Annotated in this window: 21 protein-coding genes; 11 read left to right on the top strand and 10 right to left on the bottom strand. The window is 43.9% G+C overall.

Annotated features, from left to right (window positions below; genetic code table 11):
• Positions 1–11: 11 nt before the first annotated feature.
• The 4 genes from hflD to FNC98_RS07875 all read left to right on the top strand — a co-directional run bounded on the left by hflD (position 12) and on the right by FNC98_RS07875 (position 4337).
• Complete coding sequence (hflD, locus tag FNC98_RS07890; protein ID WP_143580721.1) at positions 12–629, top strand: high frequency lysogenization protein HflD; 618 nt, start codon at positions 12–14, stop codon at positions 627–629.
• Positions 630–642: 13 nt separating this feature from the next.
• Positions 643–2010 (top strand): adenylosuccinate lyase, encoded by a 1368-nt coding sequence (purB, locus tag FNC98_RS07885; protein ID WP_143580720.1) that lies wholly within the window; start codon positions 643–645, stop codon positions 2008–2010.
• A 711-nt stretch (positions 2011–2721) separates the two neighbouring features.
• The gene (locus FNC98_RS07880; RefSeq protein WP_143580719.1) at positions 2722–3867 is read left to right on the top strand and encodes a cupin domain-containing protein; all 1146 of its coding nucleotides are present in this window, start codon (positions 2722–2724) and stop codon (positions 3865–3867) included.
• Positions 3868–3875: 8 nt separating this feature from the next.
• Entirely contained in the window at positions 3876–4337 is a 462-nt protein-coding gene (locus tag FNC98_RS07875; RefSeq protein ID WP_143580718.1) for a GNAT family N-acetyltransferase, read from the top strand.
• Between the two features lie 37 nt (positions 4338–4374).
• Here FNC98_RS07875 and FNC98_RS07870 read toward each other — a convergent pair whose 3' ends face one another.
• On the bottom strand, positions 4375–4785 hold the full coding sequence (locus tag FNC98_RS07870) for a DUF4826 family protein (RefSeq protein ID WP_143580717.1): 411 nt from the start codon (positions 4783–4785) through the stop codon (positions 4375–4377).
• A gap of 225 nt (positions 4786–5010) precedes the next feature.
• On the opposite strand from FNC98_RS07870, the gene FNC98_RS07865 reads away from it, so the two are divergent.
• Complete coding sequence (locus FNC98_RS07865; RefSeq protein WP_143580716.1) at positions 5011–6054, top strand: Glu/Leu/Phe/Val family dehydrogenase; 1044 nt, start codon at positions 5011–5013, stop codon at positions 6052–6054.
• 221 nt (positions 6055–6275) lie between these two features.
• Here the strand turns inward: FNC98_RS07865 and FNC98_RS07860 are convergent, their stop codons facing one another.
• From FNC98_RS07860 to ppsA, 3 genes are all read right to left on the bottom strand, one after another.
• Positions 6276–6560, bottom strand: coding sequence for a SelT/SelW/SelH family protein (locus FNC98_RS07860; protein ID WP_143580715.1), 285 nt, complete (start codon positions 6558–6560; stop codon positions 6276–6278).
• Positions 6561–6610: 50 nt separating this feature from the next.
• Positions 6611–9664, bottom strand: a complete 3054-nt coding sequence (locus FNC98_RS07855; protein ID WP_143580714.1) for an FAD-binding and (Fe-S)-binding domain-containing protein — start codon at positions 9662–9664, stop codon at positions 6611–6613.
• Between the two features lie 307 nt (positions 9665–9971).
• The gene (gene ppsA / locus FNC98_RS07850) at positions 9972–12341 is read right to left on the bottom strand and encodes a phosphoenolpyruvate synthase (protein ID WP_143580713.1); all 2370 of its coding nucleotides are present in this window, start codon (positions 12339–12341) and stop codon (positions 9972–9974) included.
• Positions 12342–12484: 143 nt separating this feature from the next.
• Between ppsA and FNC98_RS07845 the strand changes: the two genes are divergently transcribed.
• Together FNC98_RS07845 and FNC98_RS07840 are read left to right on the top strand one after the other, a co-directional pair.
• Positions 12485–13294, top strand: a complete 810-nt coding sequence (locus tag FNC98_RS07845) for a pyruvate, water dikinase regulatory protein (RefSeq protein ID WP_143580712.1) — start codon at positions 12485–12487, stop codon at positions 13292–13294.
• A gap of 196 nt (positions 13295–13490) precedes the next feature.
• Positions 13491–14543: a 3-deoxy-7-phosphoheptulonate synthase gene (locus FNC98_RS07840; RefSeq protein WP_143580711.1), complete on the top strand. Its 1053-nt coding sequence runs from the start codon at positions 13491–13493 to the stop codon at positions 14541–14543.
• Between the two features lie 73 nt (positions 14544–14616).
• Here the strand turns inward: FNC98_RS07840 and FNC98_RS07835 are convergent, their stop codons facing one another.
• Positions 14617–15108 (bottom strand): low molecular weight protein-tyrosine-phosphatase, encoded by a 492-nt coding sequence (locus FNC98_RS07835; protein WP_143580710.1) that lies wholly within the window; start codon positions 15106–15108, stop codon positions 14617–14619.
• Positions 15109–15223: 115 nt separating this feature from the next.
• Here FNC98_RS07835 and FNC98_RS07830 point away from each other — a divergent pair, with 115 nt between their 5' ends.
• From FNC98_RS07830 to FNC98_RS07815, 4 genes are all read left to right on the top strand, one after another.
• Positions 15224–15958 (top strand): DUF4336 domain-containing protein, encoded by a 735-nt coding sequence (locus FNC98_RS07830; protein ID WP_143580709.1) that lies wholly within the window; start codon positions 15224–15226, stop codon positions 15956–15958.
• Between the two features lie 139 nt (positions 15959–16097).
• Positions 16098–16400, top strand: coding sequence for a hypothetical protein (locus tag FNC98_RS07825; RefSeq protein WP_143580708.1), 303 nt, complete (start codon positions 16098–16100; stop codon positions 16398–16400).
• A 149-nt stretch (positions 16401–16549) separates the two neighbouring features.
• On the top strand, positions 16550–18589 hold the full coding sequence (locus FNC98_RS07820) for a hypothetical protein (RefSeq protein WP_143580707.1): 2040 nt from the start codon (positions 16550–16552) through the stop codon (positions 18587–18589).
• 112 nt (positions 18590–18701) lie between these two features.
• Positions 18702–19604, top strand: coding sequence for an endonuclease/exonuclease/phosphatase family protein (locus tag FNC98_RS07815; protein WP_143580706.1), 903 nt, complete (start codon positions 18702–18704; stop codon positions 19602–19604).
• A gap of 27 nt (positions 19605–19631) precedes the next feature.
• On the opposite strand, the gene FNC98_RS07810 is transcribed toward FNC98_RS07815, so the two are convergent.
• The 5 genes from FNC98_RS07810 to FNC98_RS07790 are packed head-to-tail and all read right to left on the bottom strand — an operon-like array spanning position 19632 to position 23219.
• Positions 19632–20201, bottom strand: a complete 570-nt coding sequence (locus tag FNC98_RS07810; protein WP_143580705.1) for a lipocalin family protein — start codon at positions 20199–20201, stop codon at positions 19632–19634.
• Positions 20202–20210: 9 nt separating this feature from the next.
• A complete protein-coding gene (locus FNC98_RS07805) occupies positions 20211–20681 on the bottom strand; it encodes a hypothetical protein (protein ID WP_143580704.1) in 471 nt (156 codons plus the stop codon).
• Between the two features lie 17 nt (positions 20682–20698).
• Positions 20699–21301, bottom strand: coding sequence for a penicillin-binding protein activator LpoB (gene lpoB / locus FNC98_RS07800; protein WP_143580703.1), 603 nt, complete (start codon positions 21299–21301; stop codon positions 20699–20701).
• 11 nt (positions 21302–21312) lie between these two features.
• On the bottom strand, positions 21313–21747 hold the full coding sequence (locus tag FNC98_RS07795; RefSeq protein WP_143580702.1) for a YcfL family protein: 435 nt from the start codon (positions 21745–21747) through the stop codon (positions 21313–21315).
• Positions 21748–21761: 14 nt separating this feature from the next.
• Positions 21762–23219 (bottom strand): COG3014 family protein, encoded by a 1458-nt coding sequence (locus FNC98_RS07790; RefSeq protein WP_260680591.1) that lies wholly within the window; start codon positions 23217–23219, stop codon positions 21762–21764.

The raw sequence follows: 23219 nt of genomic DNA, 5'->3' as shown, positions 1-23219 counted from the left end.
CTGTAGGTTATATGAGAGAACAAACCTTAACATTCGCTGCAATTTGCCAGGCCGCTGCCATGGTTCAGGGCATCGCACGTAAAAATCAACTGGACGAATCTTTGTTTGCATTGATGTTGAACTCCATCGTCAACACCAATCCCAAAGATACGTTGGATGTTTATGGCTCCGATGTCGCGCACCTGAAAACTGGTTTACAACTTATTGTTACGCAATTGGGTGACAACACAATTGACAAAGATCCGGAAATTACCCGTTATATCGTTAGCCTACTTAACCTTGAGCGTCGCCTGCAAGGTAAAAAGAAAGATATGGCAGCGCTGGGTAATCGCATTGAACAATGTCAGCGCCAACTTGAGCATTTCGAGCTTACCAGTGACAACATGATCAGCAATTTTGCCAGCGTCTACAGTGATGTTATCAGCCCATTAGCGACCCGCATTCAAATTGCCGGTGAGCCAGGGATTTTAAAGCAGGTTGGTAATCAAAATCGAATCCGTGCCCTACTACTTTCGGGCATTCGTGCTGCTGTTTTATGGCGGCAAATGGGCGGAAAACGCCGCGTTATATTATTTCGTCGACGCCAGGTAGTGGCGCAGGCACAAGAATTATTAAAGTCTATACATTAATTAGGAATCTGATATGGAACTTTCAAGCATCAGTGCTATTTCCCCGGTAGATGGTCGTTATGGCAGTAAGGTTAAAGCCTTGCGCCCGATCTTCAGTGAATTTGGTTTAATCAAATACCGAGTTACCGTAGAAGTACGTTGGTTACAAAAACTTAGCGCTACTGCAGAAATTGCTGAAGTACCAGCATTCTCTGCCGAAGCAAACGCAGTTTTAGATGCCATTGTTGCAAACTTCAATGAAGAAGATGCAGGCCGCGTTAAAACGATTGAAGCGACAACCAACCACGACGTAAAAGCGGTTGAATACTTCTTAAAAGAAAAAGTTGCTGACAACGCTGAGCTAAATGCCGTTTCTGAGTTCATTCACTTCGCGTGTACGTCTGAGGACATCAACAACTTGTCTCACGCCCTAATGCTTAAAGAGTGTCGTGAATTAGTATTGCTGCCTGTTATGGATGAGATCCTTACTGAGATCAAAAACCTTGCAGTAGAGTACAAATCAATTCCTATGATGTGTCGTACCCACGGCCAGCCTGCAAGCCCAAGTACTATGGGTAAAGAAATGGCTAACGTTTACGTGCGCTTAAAGCGTCAGCGTGACCAGATTGCTGCGGTTGAGTTCCTGGGTAAAATCAACGGCGCTGTAGGTAACTACAATGCTCACCTTTCTGCATACCCTGAGCTTAACTGGCACGAGTTTTCAGAAAGCTTCGTGACCTCTTTAGGTATCACCTGGAACGCTTTCACTACCCAAATCGAACCACACGATTACATCGCAGAATTGTTCGATGCCGTTGCACGTTTTAATACCATCCTTATCGATTTTGATCGTGATATCTGGGGTTACATTGCTCTAGGCCATTTCAAGCAAAAAACCATTGCTGGTGAAATCGGTTCTTCTACTATGCCGCACAAAGTTAACCCAATTGATTTCGAAAACTCAGAAGGTAACTTAGGTATTGCTAACGCCTTGTTTGCTCACCTTGCGCAAAAACTTCCAGTATCTCGCTGGCAGCGTGACCTGACCGACTCTACCGTTCTACGTAACTTAGGTGTTGGTTTCGCCCACTCTCTGATTTCTTATCAAGCGACGCTTAAAGGTATCAGCAAGTTACAAGTTAACGAACAAAGCCTACTGGACGAGTTGGATTCAAACTGGGAAGTATTGGCAGAACCTGTACAGACCGTTATGCGTCGTTACGGTATCGAGAAGCCATACGAGAAACTAAAAGAGTTAACTCGTGGTAAACGTGTTGATGGCGAATCCATGCGCGCGTTCATCGAAAACCTTGAACTGCCACAAGCCGCAAAAGATGAACTAATTGCCATGACACCGGCAAGCTACATCGGCCGGGCAGTAAGCTTCATCGACGAACTTTAATCACTGAAAAGTTCTTCTCGAAAAAGCAGGTCTGACGACCTGCTTTTTTTATGGACGTGCTTGGTCGAAATATTGTCATCCATGATATTTCGACATTCAATACGTCCACGTATCTTTTCGAGATATAACCATCCATGATATCTCAACATTCAATAAATCTCTTTATCTTTCCTCCCGTACATGGAGATAGCCAGAGAAGGTTGTTTTCTGCTTTTTGCAAATTAACCCTTAGTAAGGCTAACCACTGTAAATTAAATCTTATTAATTAAGACACCCACGGTAATTCAAACCTATTTAATTAAGACACCCACCGTAACGAACTTAATCGTCACATCTAGAAAATCGGCCTATAATTGCAAAACTTCGAAGGAGAAACTGAGAATTACATTCCCAATTAATTCTGTTGAATCCACTGATTGTCCTTTATAAATCGTTCAATTCACCGATTAGCATGTAACATCCTCCTCCTCCCCAACACCGATTCTTTTGCTTTGTCAGTTACCGAATAAAGACCCAATTAAGGTGGGTGTCTTGATAAGTCAAACACATTAAAGTGGATGTCTTGATAAGTTACTTTCTAGAATTACGACGAAAATGCGCAGTAATTGTGCGCTTAAAAATTGTATTGCTGAAATCCTTTTAAGTTGCCTGATTTTTTTCGGATTGGCGTGTATCCTATAGCCATTAGTTTGTTAATTTTGCTGTAAAACCATGATCATAGATTGGAAAGATCTTTCACCTGAGCTATTCCTCGAACAATACTGGCAGAAAAAGCCGCTATTGATAAAAAACGCATTCCCAGAATTTGAAGACCCTGTCGACCCCGATGAATTAGCCGGGCTCGCTATGGAAGAGATGATTGAATCTCGTATCGTCCAGCGTAAAGGCAATGACTGGAACGTTGATCATGGTCCCATTAACGATTTTGAATCTTATGGTGAAGAACAATGGACGTTACTCGTTCAGGCGGTAAACCACTGGTTCGAAGATGTTGACTCACTGATCACCCCGTTTCGTTTTATTCCAAACTGGCGTATCGACGATGTCATGGTAAGCTTTTCAACGCCAGGAGGCGGCGTAGGCCCCCATCTGGATCAATATGATGTGTTTATCATCCAAGGTAGCGGTAAACGTCATTGGCGCGTAGGTAAACCTGACACCGGCTTACAAAATCTAGTTCCTCACCCTGACCTTAAACAAGTTTCTGCATTTGAGAGTTGTATTGATGTCACTACCGAAGCCGGCGATCTACTCTACATTCCACCACACCACCCGCACGACGGTGTGGCTATTGATAATGCGATGAATTATTCGATTGGTTTCCAGGCTCCTAATCCACAAGAATTATTTGGAGGCCTTGCCGACTACATGCTTGACGAAGACCTATATAGTAAGCGTCTTGATGACAGTCAGCGGGAATACACGGATCAACCGCAAAATCTTTCATCGAAAGATTTCCAGCATCTGAAAAATCAAATGCAACACGTACTGAACAATGACGAAATGCTAGAAGACTTCCTTGGTCAGCAGCTAACGTCGGTTCATCACGCCTTAGACGTGGGCTTGCCAGAAGAACCAATCAGCATAGAAGAACTGCCTGATATTATCGAAGACATCATCGAAGACGACGGTGCATTAGAACCCGTGCTTGGTATCAAAACTCTGGTAATTGAAAACCGAAAACTTTTCATTAATGGCGAACGTTTTACGATTTATGAAGAATCGTTAGATTTAGCTTTGGCCATGGCCAATAAACAACACCTTAACTCTGAATTGCTAAAAAGAGCAATTAGCAATTTGAAAAACCTGGAGCTGTTAACTAGGGTTATAAATATAGGACTTTGGCAGTTAGCTTGAGGTGAGTAGTGCGCTACAAAGTGAATGTTGTTCGTTGGCAGCAGGCCGAGCGACAATTGAAATCCGTCCGCGAGAAAGTATTTTGTTGCGAACGACGAATCCCCTACGACGTAGAATTTGACCACAGAGATCGCAAAGCCCATCACGTTCTGGTGGTGGACGAAGAAACCCAGGAACCCATAGCAACAGGAAGGATCACCAACGATGGTGAAATCTCTCGTATAGCTGTGGTAATTTCGAAGAGAAAAAGTCCGGTAGGCAAAGAGGTGATCCAGGCGCTCGTGAAAATCGCCAGAAAGAACCAGCTTAATGAGGTTTACATCAACTCAGACCTTGACGCTGTTAGTTACTTTGCCAGCCATAATTTCCGCCCCGTGGGGGCGGTCTTTATGGAAGCAGGTATACCCCGCCAAAGAATGGCCTGCCCCATTCGTGAAATCGATTTTAAACGATTTTATCTAAGTCACTAACAGAGCTTAACACCTTTCTCAAAGCCATTGGTTTGAGTTAACCCTCAGGCCACAGGTCTTTGTTTTCAAATAGTTGATATAGCCCTTCTGCACGGCTAACCAATAATTTTGCGAAATCAACTTGCGATTCGTCGCGAGCGCCATCTAAGATGTTTTGCGCTTGCAACTGCCATTTCATCGAGAAGTTACGAATTGCTTCGCGAACATTCTCTGCAGCGGACGCGGCAATATGATCGTTCGGCAAATCACCACTGATCACCCAGACTTTCTGCTTATCTATAGTCTGTAATTTCCATACCGCAACCACAGGGATCAGATAACGACTCTCCATTAAGGTTACGGAGTCAGTTACAAAACCCTTTTCGGCAAGATATTTAATAGATTTCTGATACTGTTCACGCACCCATTCGCTGCGTTGTTCTTCAGTAAATTCGCCAGGATTGCTCATACGAGGCCTCTAATTGAAAATTTTTCGCCCATACTCGCTGATAATAACGATGAACTCAAGTAGAAAATGACGAAAATGCCTGTAGTATTAAATGAACAGTTTAAAAAAAAGAAATTGTTCCTTTGTATGGCCTGTAGTTCGCGATAATGATAATGTTCGCGAAATTTTTACCGCTTAAATTGTCAATAAAATTACTCTGTAATTAACAATAAAATGGAGAACAGTGTGGCTCTTTTTGATCTCGTCGATTTTGATCACCATGAACAGGTTGTTTATTGCTCGGATGAACAAACTGGCTTAAAAGCGATTATTGCCGTACACAATACAAATTTAGGTCCTGCAGCCGGCGGTTGCCGATTCTGGGACTATGCCAATGAAGATGAAGCCTTAAAAGACGTATTACGTTTATCAAAAGGCATGACTTACAAAAATGCCATGGCCGGATTGCATCTGGGCGGTGGTAAAGCCGTTATTATCGGCAATCCGAAAAACTTAAAATCTGAAGCCCTTTTCAAAGCCTTTGGTCGCGCCGTTAACAACTTAGGTGGCCGTTATTACACCGCCGAAGATGTAAACATTACAACTGGCGATATGGCTATCGTTAACCAAGAGACCGAATTTGTTTCTGGTCTTGAAGGAAAAAGTGGTAACCCAGGTCCATTTACAGCGCTAGGCACTTTCTTAGGTATCAAAGCCGCGGTTAAATTTAAGCTTGGCAAAGAAGATTTAACCGGTATCAAGGTAGCCGTGCAAGGTCTGGGTAGTGTTGGCTATTCGCTATGTGAAAAGCTGGTCAAAGCTGGTGCTGAATTAGTAGTAACCGATATCAACCAGGAAGCGTTAGATAAAGCGGTAACAGAGCTAGATGCAAAAGTTGTAGGCCTTGATGAAATCTATGAGCAGGATGTCGATGTTTTCGCACCATGTGCGCTTGGTGCAACCATCAATGACACTACGCTAGAAAAGCTTAAAGCGGTGATTATCGCAGGTTGCGCTAATAACCAGCTTGCCGAAACCCGTCATGACCAAATCGTAAAAGATAAAGGCATTTTGTATGCGCCAGATTATGTAATCAACGCCGGTGGTATCATCAATGTCGCATTAGAAATTGGTGATGAGCCATACTGTGCTAACAAGGCTACAGCTTTAGTAGAAGATATCTATAACACGCTTATGGATGTATTCAGCAAAGCTCAACAAGAAGGCTTACCTACCGGTTTAGTTGCCGATCAAATGGCACGTGAAATTATCGCCAACGGCCACAAATAATTTCTCGATAAAACCAATTAAAAAATCCCGTCCTTGAACGGGATTTTTTAATTCTGGTTCCAGTAGGCAAAGGCAACCGGGTGAGACTTTAAAGAGATGTCCCCGACAATACTTTGATATCGTCTATCATCAAAGGCGAGAAAAACCACCAACCTATATCGAATAAAATTGCTGCAATCGCGGTGATAGTTGCGACCAAGCTAAAATTTAAAACGATTACCTCAATGACTTTTTTTGTTTTTGTCAGAATGACCGAGGGACTTATCTGGCGCAATAACATCTCTTACCGCTTGTTTGAGCTCAGTAATTTCCGGAAATCTGCCCTGCTCTTCTCGCGACCAGATCACTTTATCATTAGCCAAAACCTCAAAGATACCGCCGGTGCCGGGTTTTAACGTCAGTTCAGATATTTCGCCATCAAATGTCGTGAGTAATTCCTGAGCCATCCAGCTAGAACGAAGTAACCATCGGCATTGGCTGCAATATTGAATTTCAATTTTATTCATAACTCTTTGCTATTCCATTCACTCGTCTAAGTAATAATACGATGGATAACTCAGGAAATATGCTTAAGCAAGGCCTGAACCGGGTGCTGAAGTCTCTTATCGGTATAACGTTTAACCTGGCTACGGCATGAAAAGCCGGTGGCTAACATCAGCTCTGTTGGGTTTTGTTTTAACGGCGTTTGCCAGCTTAACTCGAACAATCCTTTCGAGTTCTCCTGATTCTGCGTTTCATGGCCATAAGTACCGGCCATACCGCAACAACCAACGCTCATGGCTTGCAGCTTAAGTCCAAAGATGGCGAAGATTTCCTGCCATTGCCCTTCACTCTTGGCTAATGCGGTTTTCTCGGTGCAGTGGGCGAACAGTTTGAACGTTCCCGGATTGGTACTGGCTGCAATTTCCCCAAGCTTATCTTTAACGTTAAACAGCCATTCGTGACTTAGTAGCACGTTAAAATCGCCTCGGTTATCACCAAGAACCTGATTGTATTCATCGCGATAACAAAGCACTAGCGAGGCATCCATACCTATCATCGGCATATTCAGGCGATGCAATTCATTTAAAAACTCGGCGCTATCAGCGGCAGTTTTCGCAAACTTATCCAGGAACCCTTTCACGTGCTGTGGTTTACCATTCGGTTTAAATGGCAACAACACAGGTCTGAAACCTAGCTTTTTCACCAGACGCATAAAATCAGCAACCACGTTGGCATCATAAAATGAGGTGAACGGGTCCTGAACCACTAACACGGTTCTGGCTTTATCTTCATCATTTAATTGCTGCAGCGCATACAAATCAAACGATTCAAAACCTTCATCGTCTACCTGTTGCTCGAGTGAGGGAACCGATAACATTGGCGTATCTTCGTACCCCAAAAACTTACGTGACACCCAGGAAAATACCGGATTGTTGATGGACATGTTCACGGTACGCGGGAACTTAGCCATTTTCGGGGCAAGGGTTTCAATATGAGCAACAAAGTGATCTTTAACCGGGCGCAAATAACGACCGTAATAATGATCGATAAAGCGAGCGCGAAAATCTGGCACATCAACTTTAACCGGACACTGACTGGCACAGGCTTTACAGGCTAGACAGCCGGACATTGCTTCCATCACTTCATGGGAGTAATCATATTCACCGGCCTTGAAACGTAGGGTGTTGGCGGTCTTTAACGCCATGGCCTTTACAGAAAAGCCCTGCTTACCTTTTTGTAGTTTGTCGAGATCAACGCCCTTCTGAGACAATAAACGTAACCATTCACGCATTAGACCCGCACGGCCCTTAGGTGAATGACGTCGGTCAGAAGTAATTTTGCTGGACGGACACATTGGGCTTTTGCTATCGAAGTTAAAACACAAGCCGTTGCCGTTACAGTTCATCACCGAAGGGAAATCTTCGCGAACCTGAATTGGAATTTGTCTATCAAACCCACCGCGTTTTTTGTCATCAACGCTGACTAATCTGTCTTCGCGCTCAAGCGGTGTACATATTTTACCCGGGTTCATTTTATTTAGCGGATCAAACGCGGTTTTGATTTTGCGAAGTTCTAAAAACAGCTCGTCACCGAAAAACTCAGGGCCATATTCACTGCGATAACCTTTACCGTGCTCACCCCACATCAAACCGCCGTATTTTGCAGTCAGAGCTACAACTTTATCGGAGATATCCCTGAGAATTTCTTCTTGTTTAGGATCGCACATATCAAGTGCCGGACGCACGTGCAAAACACCGGCATCAACATGACCAAACATCCCGTAATCCAAGTTGTTTTCATCAAGTAGATCACGGAACTCCATAATGAAATCCGCAAGGTTTTCCGGTGGTACCGCGGTATCTTCGGCAAATGCCAGCGGTTTAGCCTGACCTTTGGCATTACCCAACAGACCAACGGCTTTTTTACGCATAGCGTATAAACGAGAAATACTGGCTAGATCGTATGTCACCTGATAGCCGATAACGCCTTTATCTTTAGCTGCCTTACCATCAAGGTTCTTTTCCAAAGCGGCAATCTTTTGCTCAACGTCTTCCAGTTCAAACCCGGTATATTCCACCAGGTTCAAACCATCCATTTCCTTGCCCGGCACATCGGTGATCAAGTCCTGAACGCTATGCCAGACAATATCCTGCTTAGCCAGGTTCAATACCCGTGAATCGATGGTTTCAACGCTCAGGGCTTTCGCTTCCACTAGATCAGGAGAATGACGAAGAGCAGACTCGAAGCTATCGTATTTGATATTGACTAAGGCTCTGACCTTAGGGATTTCGGTAATATTTAACTTGGCTTCAGCAACGATCGCCAGGCTACCTTCGGAACCGGTAATCAAGCGACCTAAATCAAACTGGGTGATGCTTGGGTCGAAAACGTTTTCCAGATCGTAACCCGTTAAGAAGCGGTTCAAGCGCGGAAATTTTTCGAGAATTTTATCGCGATTATCACCACAGCTAGCTAACGCCGTTTTATACAAACGCCCTTCAGTGCTGTCCAGCGTTGCCTTTTCTTCCGCCTGTTCAATCGGAATTGCACCGGTTGTTAGCTCAGTGCCGTCGGCAAGTATGCTTTTAAGGCCCAAAACATGATCGGAAGTTTTACCGTAAACTAAAGAGCCCTGGCCCGATGCATCGGTATTGACCATGCCGCCAATAGTGGCGCGATTAGACGTAGACAAGTCCGGAGAAAAGAAAAATCCGTGCGGTTTTAGGAATTCATTTAACTGATCTTTTACCACACCGGCTTGTACACGAACCCAACGCTCTTCAATGTTTAACTCAAGAATGCGATTCATGTAACGGGATAGATCAACAACAATGCCCGGAGTTAATGACTGACCATTGGTACCTGTTCCGCCACCACGCGCACTGAATTGGATTTCATGAAACTTTTCCAAGCCGGCCAGAGACGTCAGAATGGCAATATCATCAACGGTTTTCGGATGCAGAACCGCCTGAGGAATTTGCTGATAAACGCTATTGTCGGTTGCAACCGCCAGACGAGCACTGTATTGACAGGAAATATCACCGCGATAACCACTGGATTTCAGGGTTTGCAGGTATTTTTGGTACAAAGGAGAAACTAAATCGTCAACATCAAGGCGCGGCAGCATAAACAACAGAATATTTTAGCGAGTATATGCGCCTATGATGCAAAAAATGACGTTAAAAAACAATCAATTTAATTTAACCAATCGACATTAATGTCTATTCGCCTTGCAAATATTCACAAGGGTAAAGTTACAACTTAGTTCTTCGAAAATCGAGAATATTAAACGGGGTTAATTGAGTAGCTGGTGTACTGAAATTTCAGAAAGTTCGCTCAAAGAAAAAGCAGCCCGAAAGCTGCTTTTCCAACGAGGGGGAGTCTCGTATTGATCTCGCTGAGTTAGCAAATTCTAGTTTTTCATATAGCCAATTCTAGCTATTCTCTGCAAGGTACATCCAGGTTGATAACACTGAATCTGGGTTTAGCGACACACTGTCAATGCCTTGGTCCATCAACCAGGCTGCGAAGTCAGGGTGATCTGAAGGGCCTTGACCACAAATACCGACGTATTTGTCGCGACGCTTACAGGCCTGAATTGCCATTTCTAGCAAGGACTTAATGGCAGGATCGCGCTCATCAAACAAATGCGCAACCAAACCAGAATCACGGTCCAGACCTAAGGTTAATTGAGTTAAATCGTTGGAGCCAATTGAGAATCCATCGAAGTAATCCAGGAATTGGTCGGCTAATAAGGCATTCGATGGCAATTCGCACATCATAATGACTTTCAGACCATTTTCGCCACGAACCAAGCCATTCTCTGCGAGGATATCAATAACCTGCTCAGCTTCTTTAAGAGTACGCACGAATGGGATCATAATTTCCACATTCTCAAGACCCATTTCATTGCGAACGCGTTTGATGGCTTCACATTCCATGGCGAAACATTCACGGAACTCTTCGCTGATATAGCGAGAAGCGCCACGATAACCAATCATTGGGTTTTCTTCGTCCGGCTCGTATACTTCACCGCCAACTAGGTTCGCATATTCGTTCGATTTGAAATCCGACATACGAACAATAACCCGCTCCGGAGAGAAAGACGCAGCCAGTGTTGCAATACCTTCTGTTAGTTTCGCAATATAGAACTCACACGGAGAGTCATAACCAGCAATGATATCGGTGATCTCTTCCTGCAAACCAGAATCTAGAGAATCAAAGTTCATTAAGGCTTTCGGGTGCACGCCGATCATTTTATTGATAATGAACTCAAGACGCGCCAGACCAATACCACTGTGCGGTAGACGAGCAAAGCTAAATGCTCTGTCCGGGTTACCCACGTTCATCATAATCTTGAACGGAATATCAGGCATATTGTCGATTTCAGAGCGTTTCACTTCAAAATCCAATTCGCCATCGTAGATAAATCCGGTATCACCCTCAGCACAGCTTACGGTTACCTTGCTTTCGTGGGTAAGTAAATCGGTGGCGTTACCACAACCAACAACGGCAGGAATACCCATCTCACGGGCAATAATGGCAGCATGACAAGTACGACCGCCACGGTTAGTAACGATAGCCGATGCACGTTTCATGATTGGTTCCCAATCTGGGTCAGTCATGTCAGTAACCAGAACGTCGCCCGGTAACACCTTGTCCATTTCTTCGATACTTTTCAGTACTTTAACCGTACCTTTGCCAATTTTGTGACCAATAGCGCGGCCTTCAACGAGTACATCTGACTGGCCTTGTAACAAAAATTGTTCCATTACATTGCCACTTTCACGGCTACGCACGGTTTCCGGTCGTGCCTGTACGATATATAGCTTGCCATCAAGGCCATCTTTGGCCCATTCGATGTCCATTGGACGACCGTAGTGCTGTTCAATGATCATTGCCTGTTTTGCTAACGCCTGAACTTCTTCATCGTTAATGGAGAATCTGTCCGATTGAGCCTGTTCAACGTCTACAACTTCAACCTGTTTGCCGTGGCTTAAATCGCTTGTATACACCATCTTCACGGCTTTTGAACCGATGTTACGGCGTAATATTGCTGGTTTTTCAGCAGTTACCGATGGTTTGAAAACATAAAATTCATCAGGGTTTACAGCACCTTGCACAACCATTTCACCCAAGCCATAGCTCGAAGTGATAAATACCACCTGGTCGTAACCAGATTCGGTGTCGATACTGAACATCACACCTGAAGAGGCGATATCGGAGCGAACCATGCGCTGAATACCAGCCGATAAGGAAACGCCCTTGTGGTCGTAACCAGAGTGCACTCGGTACGAGATTGCACGGTCGTTAAATAGAGAAGCAAAAACGTGTTTGATAGCGACCATAACCGCATCAAAGCCACGCACATTCAGGAAAGTTTCCTGCTGGCCAGCAAATGACGCATCTGGCATATCTTCAGCCGTTGCGGATGAGCGAACGGCAAATGAGACTTCATCACCCAGGCCTGCGCATAATTGCCCATAAGCCTTTTCGATAGAAGATTGCATTTCAGGTAAAAACGGGGTGTCGATAATCCACTGACGGATTTTTCCACCAGCTTCAGTAAGAGCCTGAATATTATCTACATCCAGAGTTTCTAACTCTGCATAAATTTTTTCAGTTAATCCGGATTGGTCAAGAAATTCATTGAAAGCGAAAGCGGTAGTGGCAAAGCCCGATGGTACTTGAACACCTAGAGAAGAAAGGTTGCTGATCATCTCGCCCAGTGAGGCATTCTTGCCGCCTACGCGATCAACGTCATTCATATTAAGGTCTTCATACCAAAGTACATGTTCTTGCACGTTATTATTCTCCATGAAGTATGAAACAGGATCGAAGTGACTTATAGTAAATAAAGCTTGTTGAGCTTTTTTAGTCGCCGGTATTCTACACAACCCATAACTTAACTGAAACACATAATGTAAGTTTTTACAAGGAAGCACAAATGCGCGCAGCTTTTTACATTTCCGATGGCACGGCAATCACCTCAGAGGTATTTGGCCATGCTTTATTGTCACTTTTCCCCGTCGAATTTGAGCACTTTACTGTCCCCTTTGTAGAGACAACAGATAAGGCCGAACAGGTAAAGCAACAGATCAACCAGGCATATCGCAAAACCGGTCTAAAACCCTTTGTTTTTCATACTTTTGTAAATCCCGAAACCAGAGAGATTATCGATAGTTGTGATGGCGTTATTTACAATTTTCTCGAGCATTTTATCAGCCCCGTAGAGCAACAATTGGGCATTGGCGCCAAACCAAAAGCCCACCGAACTCACTCGATTCATGAGAACAGCTATGACTACAGAATCGATGCGGTTAACTTCGCACTGGCAAATGATGATGGCACTCGTGTAACGGATTATGAACACGCAGACATAATTCTGGTGGGAGTATCTCGCTCCGGAAAGACGCCGTCGTGCCTTTATCTCGCTCTTCAATACGGGATTAAAGCAGCAAACTATCCATTTACCGAAGATGATATTGACGAATTAGCCCTGCCCGACTTTTTGAAAAAGCACAAACATAAGCTATTTGGCTTAACTATTGATGCCGACCGTCTCACCGATATTCGTAATGAACGTATGGCCAACTCCAAATACTCGTCTTCGCGTCAATGTCGATTAGAAATTCGCGAAGTAGAAAAGCTATATAAACGGGAGAAAATACCCTACTTGAATACTACCAAGTTTTCGGTTGAAGAAATCTCCGCAAAAATTCTTTCCAAAACCGGATTGCAGCGTTACAAGTACTAGGTAAATAAGTTTGCAGGTGCCTGTAAATGCGTCAGTTTTTGGTGGCAATATGCTGTAAAGCAGAAAATACATTGTTGTGGATAACGAAATAACCGAAATATTCTATAAAATTCATAGAAACTATTTCACTTATCCCATTAATTTAGCTATGTTAGCGGCCTTAATTACCCTTGATTAGAAAAGGTAACCTGAACGAATGACCATAAAGACTGACGAGTTTCGCACTTCATTGATCGAACATCTGATATCACCGGCGCAATTAGCCGAAGATATCCCTCTTTCTGAAGAAACCGCCAACTTTATTATCGACTCACGTACTACCGTAGAAAACATTATCTGTGGTAAGGACAAGCGATTGTTGGTGGTCATAGGCCCCTGTTCTATCCACGATCCAGAAGCGGCAATTGATTATGCGAAACAATTAAAAGTGTTGCATGACAAATACCGCGATCAATTACAGATAGTTATGCGGGTCTATTTTGAAAAGCCTCGGACCACCGTAGGCTGGAAAGGTTTGATCAGCGATCCTTGGCTAGATAAGTCATTTGATGTGGAAAAAGGCCTGCACCTGGCACGTAACCTGTTGATGGAAATTAACGAACTGGGCTTACCAGCGGGAACAGAATTCCTGGATATGGTAACCGGTCAGTATATTTCTGACTTGATCAGCTGGGGTGCAATTGGCGCCCGTACCACAGAATCTCAGGTACACCGAGAGCTAGCATCGGCATTATCCTGCCCGGTTGGTTTTAAAAACGGTACCGATGGCAATGTAAAAATTGCCATTGATGCGATAAAAGCTGCCAGCGTCCCTCACGTATTATATTCACCCGATAAAAGCGGACAAATGAGTATTTACCAAACCCATGGTAATCCGTTTTCCCATATCATCCTGCGTGGCGGCAAGCAGCCTAACTATCATGCTGAAGACGTTAACCATGCCCATCAGAAACTTCAGGAATCTGATATTGGCACTAAGATCATGGTGGATTGCTCGCACGGAAATAGTGCTAAAGATCATAATCGCCAGATTGAGGTAGCGAAGAGTCTTGCCGAACAAATCGAAAACGGTAGCGATGCCATTTTCGGGGTGATGATTGAAAGCTTCCTGGTGCCGGGCAACCAGAAAGTTATTGCTGGTAAAGAAGACCAGCTAACCTACGGTCAAAGCATTACCGACGCCTGTATCGATATGGCCGAAAGCGAGAAGATCCTTAATATCCTCGCCAAATCCGTAAGTAACCGATAAATCTACTTAGCCCGCGTCAAAGATGCGGGCTTTTTCGAATGGTGCGAAGTCAGGCTAACTTCCACCTCCCACCTTACCCCTTAATTCTTATCTCTCTGAGCAACCCTTCACTTGCATCTTCAACAAGGTTCAATACATGTTCAAAGCCATGGCTTCCACCATAATACGGGTCTGGAACGCAAATCTCCGCTCTATCCTTCGCATAGGTCAAAAACAGTTTTATTTTATGTTGAAATTCTTTTGGGCATTGGTGTTGCAACTCTTGCAGATTGTCCTGATCCATCGCCACAATTAGGTCGAAGTTCTCAAAATCTTCTTTAACTACCTTACGGGCCCGAATATCGGAAAAGTCATAACCTCTCGCTTCACCAACTTCGCGGGAGCGTTTATCGGGCATTTCTCCCTGATGAAAGGCTATCGTACCTGCAGAATCCACGTCAATATCGACGCCCTGCTCTCTGGCTTTTTGCCTAAACACCGCATCCGCCGTTGGGCTCCTGCATATGTTGCCCATACAGACAAACAGTACCGATTTAACCGTTGAATTATTCGAAACTTGAGTCATTTTGTTTCCTTGTTTAGATGCCATCTGATGATTCAAATTGAAATCCATGCAGTGACTTTTAAAACCATGGCATATACTTGATACATTATCAGTAAAGGCAGTAAAGAGCGCAACCGTGCAGAAGTTTGGTGCAAATCTGTTTATCAACAGTACCTATGTGAAGTTTTACGGCACAACGCTACAAACCCGAATGGCAGTGATTAAAACTGACGATAATCAGCTGCTGATCTACTCTCCTATTTTTATAACAGATGCCATTAAACAGTCCCTTGCAGATATGGGTAAAGTTTCCTGGATTATTGCGCCTAACAAAATTCATAATCAGGCGGTGGCGGATTACATTGCTGAGTATCCGGATGCTTTGATTTATGGCGCCCCGGGTTTGAAAGAACGTTGCCCGGATTTAAAAGTTGATCATGTTCTACAAGGTTATCAAGCGAATTTTCTCGATAAAGATATCGATATGATCACCACCGCAGGTAATTGTTTTTTCTCGGAAATACTGTTGCTGCACAAGCCCTCAAAAACCTTAATTGTCGCTGATTTTATTGAAAACATGACCAAGTCTACATCGTCAATGCTGTGGTTTTTCAAACTATTTGGAGTCAGGGAAAAGCCGATGTCTTCACCAGAATTTCGACTGTACACCAATGATGCGCAAAAAGCGCAGGAAGCTTTAGAAATTGTTGATAGCTGGGATTTTCAGCAAATCTTTTTGTGCCATGGCGAGCTCATTACGGAAAATGCCGGTGGTATCTTTAATCGGGTTTGTGAAAAGTTTCTCGATAAAGTGGAACACCGCAGCAATTTAAGCAAAGGACTATTTACGCAAATCTCTAAACTGCAATAACGATAAGCCAACTATTAACCGCTAGTTAACTGCCAATTAACCTAGGTTGCGTTATCGTACATTCCCTTGTCTACATCATAAATAAGCCTAAAATGCCGCGGGTTTCGGGAGATATCTCCCAATTTTATTCGAGGTATTTATGACCAAGTTTTTACTTGCTGCCGCTCTTACGGCCTCTTTCGCTGCCAATGCAACTACTGCTGGCGAACATCTGATCACGGGTAATATGGCTCCAGAAGCTCGTCTTGCAACGCTTTATAACGTAAAAGTACATGCGGTGAAAAACGCTGAACAACCACAATGCTGGATCAGCGCCACGGGTAACGGTGAAACCGTCACTACCGACCGTGTTGAACCTTCAAAAGCCGCTTTTAAACGCGACGTACTAAAAGCCTGCGTTGATCGCACTGAAATGTTTGAGTTAATCGAACAGGCAAAATAGTCGAAAACAATTGCCTCTGCCCGGCTCTTTTGCCGGGCAAACTCCTCTCCCTCAAAATCCGTTACAACCATTTGCAAACTAAGCATTGCCGACTATGCTCAATGCATTGATATTCATCATTTATTTCTCTGAATCAATGTGGTTGGGAAATGTTTCAATTGTTATTGCCACTTGCCGTAAGCTTGCGCCTGTCAGCTAAAGTGATCCTGACCCGCGTAGCTATATGCCTTCCTCTGTGCTTTCTACTTTTCCCTGCAGCTGCACAAGATTTGCAACAAGGGCTTAACAGCTCGGACGATAAAACCATACAAATTCTGGTGTTTGATGACGATCTGAATCAGCAGGGAAATGATATTTTCATTCGCAGTATTAATAACACCTTAGAGGCTATTCAACTGGATGAAGAGTTTTTCAATACCGGAGAGAACCCCCTCAGCACAGGTAAATCCATCAAAGGCTTTGAAGCCAGTTATCAGTTTGTACGGTTGCCGCTTAAAAGCGTAAATTGCAACGCCACCTTTGAACAAATCAGCAATTGGTCGCAAATCGGTTTGATCCTTGGGCCGCTTACCTCTACCTGCACCGAAAAACTGCTTAACCTGCTGGCAATTGAGTCATCAAACATTCCCATTCTCAACTCTACAGCCACCAAAGCGAATATTAATATCGGCAATGAAGCTAAGCCCATCTATCCCTATTTTTATCGTACCGTTCATGCCGATGATAAACGGGTGATGAACGTGGTAAACAAGCTACAAAGCAACCGCAAATCCAGCGTCAATAATCAAAACTACCGCATCCATATCTTCTTTAACAAAGAGGATGTTTATTCCAAAGGCTTAAACGCCCATTTGCGTAAAATTATATCGGGGAAAGGCATACCCGATGACAACATTCTCAGCTGCCATAAACCCGGCGATAAAATCCGATGCTCTAGTCAACCAGACGGTGGCAATACTGATGTCTGGAATCCACAGAATGAAGAGACTCAACCTAACGCGGTTATCTTTGCTACCTCTACCGATGATGCATCAATGGCGGCGGTAAGGGATTTTTACTGGCAATTGTCAACCCAACATGAGGTTAATTTTGTCGCTTTTGGTACCCCAGAAACTTACCCTTTTTTAAAAGCAAACTCATTGCTGATCTCCATGCCGACGTTAAACCTTTATGAAGGACAATTTAGTAATAAAGTCGCTCAGTTTAACCCTCGCAAAGCTCATTATCTATCGACGGTATTGGCTACCGAATTAAGTTATAAACTAATGCGTGATTTTGATCCTGACGATGAAAATCTGGTGGCCGAATTACTCGGTAAAACCCTTAATGGATTATTAGTGCCGGAAAATTTATCGGAGCAGCGCCAGCAGCAAATGCAGACAAAAGACTGGTGCCCAGACAATCCTATCGATTGCTTTCGCGTTTACGCTGCACAACGCTTAAGTAGTGAAACCTTCCGCACTCAGCTGGCCCATGAAAAGTATCGTTTTAATCACTACGGGGATTTTGTCTCGAATTTGGTTGATGCCACCTTGTTTAAAAAAGAAGCTCAGTACAATCTGAAAAATCGTGAACAAGTAGTGGTAAAACCCGATGATATTATTGCTACCGTCGACAGAAAGTTTGTGCAGTTGTTTTCCGGTTCAATTTTAATTTCCGGAACCGTTAATAAACCAGCGCTTAATAAGAATTATAAAGTTCGAATTCGTCAGCAAAACAATGGCGAAAGTGAACCGAAAATTGTCGATTTAGCCGTCGCTGAAGATGGAACCTTCGTGCTCAAGCACACGCCTATGCATATGGGCGGCTTTGACATTAGCTTTTATCGCGACAAATTTCGCTTGCAGAGCCAACCGTTGTTTTTCCATGTTACCCTGCCCTCCAATCCCATCTGGTCGTTATTAATCGCCTTTGGCGCCACCTTGTTGTATCACCGCGACCACGTGTCTAACCGAGAATTTTCAAAGCTAAAACGACCATTAACTGAAGCTCTGTTAGCAACCATCTTATTTTATGTGTGCTTTGTGATCCTCAAAGAGTTTTTTGGCGATCTAACCCCGCCAGCATTAAATAGTGACCATAGCTTAAATCCAGGCCTGATTGGTTTGATCTGCGCAGTGCTGGGGATGAAGGTACTTGACCCTATCGTTAATGTGATGAAGAACATTAAAAACGGCAATTCTGGTTAATCACCGTAATTTGAATAGACTTAAACCAATCAACTTTAGTTACTGAGTGAGCAGTAATTAATGTTGATTGCTATTAAAACAACTCCCTATAACCGTGCTGAGAGAGGTACCTGTGACATTTAAGCGCTTTTCTTTTGTTATTCTTTTCAGTTATTTGTTGCTCAGCATTCCCGGTTCGTTCGCCAAAGGAACCCCTGAAGGTTTACCCGAGCCTCAGCCATTGGATGTTCAGGTAAATTCCGATGTGCAATTCTCGCTGATAGATAAAGACTATTTAAAGGTTATCACCTTGAACATGGCGCATGGGCGCAAGGATGCATTTAGTCAGATCCTTACCAGCAAGAGCGCCATTGAGAAAAACCTCGATGATATTGCCGCTATGCTAATGCGCGAAGAAGCCGATGTTGTTGCCTTACAGGAGGCAGACGCACCTTCCTGGTGGAGTGGCGATTTTAATCATGTGGAATATCTGGCTAAAAAGGCGGGCTATCATTTTTACATTCAGGCCTCCCACGTGGATAAATTTTTTGGTACTTATGGCACTGCGATCATGAGTCGATTGCCAATCAGAGAATCCTATTCGGTATCTTTTAGACCAACCCCGCCATCGACGCAAAAAGGCTTTGTTATCGGTAAAGTCGGTTGGGATTGTACGCCTCAGGATAAAGAATGCCTGGAAATTGATATTTACTCGGTACATTTGGATTTTCTACGTCAGGCCAAACGTGATCAACAGATCCGTACTCTGGGAATGATGCTTGAAAAAAGGCGACGCAAATCTGTGATAATGGGCGATTTTAACAGTGAATGGTTGGGTTCAGAGAAAGTCATTCGTTTTCTCGCTGACTCGGGAAACTTCAAACTGTACGAGCCAGAATCCAAATACTTAGCGACCTATGGCAAAAAGCGCCTGGATTGGGTAATTATTTCCAAGGAATTGAACTACAAAAGCTACAAGATTGCAGAAGAAGTGTTAAGCGATCATCAGGCTGTTATTGTCGAGATAGAGTTTTAACAGAGCAGTCAGGCATCCGAGTTAAGGTTACCTGGGTTGTTGATTCACCCAAATCAATTCATCGGTATTCACACCGATTTTGGCGACATGTTCCTTAAACAGCTGTTTATCTGCGTCATCTACAGTAGGGGTTCTCGATAACAACCAGACAAAGTCGGATTTATAGCCGATCACATAAGCCATTTGATATTGATCCTCATTACCCGCATCTGATTGCTGCAGATAAGAGATAACATAACTTGAGTAAAACGGTCCAAAGAATGAGACTTTCAAATGGCCTTTGCTGTCGCTATCGACAAACTTAGCCTTACCTTCAGCGCTCGTCCACTCGCCATCGTCAGTATCAAAGCCTTTGTTCAACACGATAACACTGCCATCATCATTTAGGGTGTAAGTGGCGGTGACGTTTTCCAGGCCACGTTCAAAGGAGTGATCCAATCTCGCCACTTCATACCAGGTACCAAGATAACGGGATAATTCGAAATCGTTAACCGGTTTAACGCCTTCAGGTACCGAAGTACAACCGGTGAGGTTAAACAATAAGGTAACAGAAACAAGATACCTGATAATTGTAAGAATTCGATCAAGGCCAGGCATAGTGATGCTCTACATTTGTTTGTCTAAGCGGACAATACCGCCTTGTAAATAAACCATACGAACCAAATCATCCTGATGAAATACCATTGCCGGGTCGAAGTCCTGAACCACCATAAACTGGCCGTCCTGCTCGGTTTCCACCATGATTTCAACTAAACGTATGGTACGACTTTGATATTGCGGATTATGATCTGCTGACACTTTACCGCCAATGATAGAACCAAGAATGGTAGCCGCTACCCGACCACTACCACCACCGAACTGATTGCCGATGGCACCACCAATCAGCGCGCCACCAAACACTTTCCAGCCATGGTTTTGATCTTCAACCAGCTCTTCCCGGGAAATATCACGAACACTTAATACCTGGCCAAACAGCACTTTTTCCACCGGCACCGCTTTATTGCGCTCGTATTGCGCCAGCACCGGCAGACTTAAACACATTGCCATCAGGGCAACAACAGATATTAAGTGTTTCATGTTCAGCTCCTTAAAGCTTACCAGCTCCAGCCTTGTTTCTCTTTGGTCTTGCGAATTTCGGTTTCATCTGCCCATTCAACGATACCAGATTCGAGATCCATCAATCGCATGGTGAATTTGTAGTAAACGTCAGACTTGTCTTTGTTCGATTTAACAATGCTGGATAAGTTGCCATACAACATATATTCCGCACCAGTCTGCTTACCAAACTGCACGGCTTTTGCCGGATCTACCAGACCACCTTCATTTTGAAATTCAAGCTGCTTGGTCACATCCTGTACTCGTGACATATCGACAAAGCGGAATTTGCCAGAGCGCAACAGCTTAGTTGAAATAGAATCGGTGATAGATTCAGTATCAATGTGCTCTGAGGTTTTGTTTTTGATTCGCTCAACGTAAAGTACCGGACGACCGTCTTTCGCCAGCTCATTCACCGCCGGGGACTCAATCAAAGAATCCGTCATTTCGGTGGCAATTTTTTGTAAATCGGTAGAGCCGAAGCTTAAATCCGTGGTTTCCACTTCCTGCGCATCGCCATAACTAACAGTCGCTTTATTCGAACAAGCTCCCAAGGTGACCAATAAGCCGATACTAATCAAACTCAATGCGATTTTTTTCATGATTATTCCTTTTAGTCTTCGAATTTATACACTTCTTTAGGTACTTCACGCACATAAAGACTGAATTTATCAACGTTTTTAACCGGTGCCATGGCTCTTAGGGTCAGGCTTTGTTTGCCATGCAAGGCCACGGCTTTCCAAGGGGTTTTACCCGGTTCAATGACAAAACCATCACTGTCATACCAGTAAAACTGATATTGCAGGTTCTGGGTTTTATCATAGGTACTTAACAGCTCCAGATTAACTTCTAGAAAGTCATTGGTCTTGCGGGATTTTACATCGGCAATTTTCAGGCGTTGGTCCAGTTCCGGATTATTAACCTTGAGATAATCCTGATAGTTGTCTCCCTGAGCCATGGGCTCGGTGCCAATACCTGAGGTATCCGGTTCACTGGCACAGCCAAACAGCAGTAAAAGCGGCAGTGTGAATAAAACGAACTTGCGCATGAACATACTCCTAATTATAGGTTAGAGCTTATATAGCCAATATAATTCCCTGTTACGGTTAATTTGATCAGGGTAATTCGATTTTCTTTTACTTCTACATCAATTACTTGCTGTTGACCATTATAGTCAACCCTAATGGATTGCGGTCCTGTCTGTAAAGGCTGGCGCAATACCTGAATCTGTTGTGGTAGTGTTAACCAGGAACGGGTATCGGCCCGCTCCGACGCTATGTTGTACAAACTCGCCAACACATTGCCTACATCTCCACCAGACCGAGCCGCTTCCTGTCGTATTTCTTCTTTGGCAAAGATTCTTAATACCTGACGCGCGACCATGCCTGGCATTTGATCGTAGAGTTGGAATTTTGCCAGTGGTAATAATTCCAATATTGGTTCGGCGACCAGGCTATTCTCGCTCTGGCTCAACTGCACCTGTGCAGGTACGGTAAAGCGTCCGGCATTGTTATAAGAAGGCAGAGACAGCGAGTAAAAACGCAAATTGCCGCGATGACTGGTGGGAATATTAATACTGGCATCTTGCCTTGGAATAATTTGTCCTAACTCAATCAACACAACGACTTCCCCTTTGCCCTTCATCGATTCGGTTTTCGGCTGGTATGCCCCATAGCGATTATTAAAACGTTCAATATCAACACCCATTTGCAGGCGTTGTGCTAACCGTTGCACATCATTAATAACTACTGGGTTGTCGGGGTAAATCTCAAGTGCTCGCTTGTAATCGATATAAGCATCATTTAACTCATTGCTAGCTTCATACAACAAACCGCTGAGATAAAAAGTGTAGGCGTTTTGAAAGCCGCCTTTAACATCCGATAAGGTTGCTTCCATATCGGGAAAACTCGAATACAAACTAGATTCAGACACATTGGCCTTTTCCAAAGCATCGCTACGGGCTTCATCTAACTTTTTCTGATTTTGCTTTAAAGCATTTTCCTGAACGATGTTGGCACGACGCACTTCAACCAGAGCGCCCTCTCTGTCGCCCTGCATTAGATAATTCAATGCCTGATAAGAGTGCATCATACTCTGCTCATATGCTGGCACAACATAAGGCAACGCATTGTCATTGCTTAATAATGCACTGGCTTGATTTAAAGATTGGCTGATGCGAATTTTCGCCTGTTCGTTGGTGGTTTTGACATAATCATAGGCTTCTTCAAACGCTTTCTGACTGCCGGCCCAATCATTAATGAGAAACGCCAAACGCCCTTTTTCCAACTGGCTTAAGGCATAACTGTTTTCGGTTTTAGCACGGGTAATAATAAGAGATTGGGCTTGTTGAAGCTGCCCTTGTTCGATTTGATTGCGCACTGGCTGCATCTGCTGTGCATAGCCACTGAACATATCTGAGAACTGCATGCCTGCGCAGCCGGTGAGGAATATCACCGATGCCAGGCATCCGGTAAGATATGGGTGAAGTTTTCGAGTTAACGGGGTGAAATCGATTCTCAT

Source organism: Thalassotalea sp. PS06 (assembly GCF_007197775.1).
Classification (GTDB): Bacteria; Pseudomonadota; Gammaproteobacteria; order Enterobacterales; family Alteromonadaceae; genus Thalassotalea_A.
This window is presented reverse-complemented; position numbering and strand designations above follow the sequence as displayed.